The organism is Corallococcus llansteffanensis (assembly GCF_003612055.1).
In the GTDB taxonomy this organism is placed as follows: domain Bacteria; phylum Myxococcota; class Myxococcia; order Myxococcales; family Myxococcaceae; genus Corallococcus; species Corallococcus llansteffanensis.
Window position 1 is genome coordinate 1 of record NZ_RAWB01001081.1, and the last position, 997, is coordinate 997.

The following is a 997-nucleotide window of genomic DNA, read 5'->3' on the forward strand; positions in this document are numbered from 1 at the left end:
CCCACACACCAGCGCGCTCACCAACGCGCCCACCCACACGCCTCGTCCCATGCGCTCGCGATAGAGCAATGGCCGTGCCCGGCCCCCACGGCGCCGCGCGTGTCCACCTCACGACGAACGCCGCGGTAGCGCCTGCATCCGGTGGGCAAGGAAGTTCCCACCCACGGCAGCCGTGCGCCCTCCGCCCAGGGGCGTCAGGGCACCGAAGGCGGCGGCTCAGGCTGCGACGCGTTGTTCCACCGCTGGGCCTGCGACTCCTTGATCCGCCCCGTTCCCGTCAGCACGAACAGGTGCTCGTCGTGGACGGTGGGGGTCCCGGTGTCGGGCCGGTCGGTTCGCACGGGCCGGGACCTCGGCGGGCGCACGGGCCGCCCGGTGTTCCCGTCCACGCCCACGAGGTCGAGCGGCTCCATTTCGCGGGGGCGGGCGTCACCCATGCTCATGGCCGGCCCGCAGCCTCGCGACACGCACCCGGGGCTGAAGGAGGAAGTCCGGGGCGGCTGGCTCGGAGCCAGCGCGAAGGACGGGACGTTGTTGACGTACCGCGGCTTCCGCTTCCCCTGCGCCTCCGACACGGTCCGGGCCTCCAGCGCGACCAGCAGCGGCAGCAACAGGCCCAGGATGGCGAACTGCGCCATGGCGCCGGGCATCCGCGAGCGCGGGCCGGGCAGCACCTGCGTGCGCAGGCTCGCGAGCAGGAACGCGCCGCCAATGGCCGTGCACAGCCCGAGCGCCACCACCGCCATGCCCTGCGCCGTCCACTGGATGGAGGGGATCCGCTCGCCTTGCCGCGCCAGCACCGCCGCACGGCTGGCGCGCTCGCCCCAGGCCGCCGCGGGCCCCGCCAGGCCAAAGCCCACCGCGCAGGCCGCCACCCACACCACCGCGCCGTGCACCTCGCGCCGCAGGAGCGGCCACTGCGCCAGCCCCAGCGCCACGCCCAACCCCGCGGGCGCCATCGCCTGCGGCCACCCCAGCTGCGTGGCCAGGGCGCGCG

The 997-nt window shown here is 75.6% G+C and carries 1 protein-coding gene; it reads right to left on the reverse strand.

Translation table 11 applies throughout. The features are described from left to right. Positions 1 to 194 precede the first annotated feature (194 nt). A partial coding sequence (locus D7V93_RS45705; protein ID WP_158623991.1) for a hypothetical protein occupies positions 195 to 997 on the reverse strand: 803 nt, incomplete at its 5' end.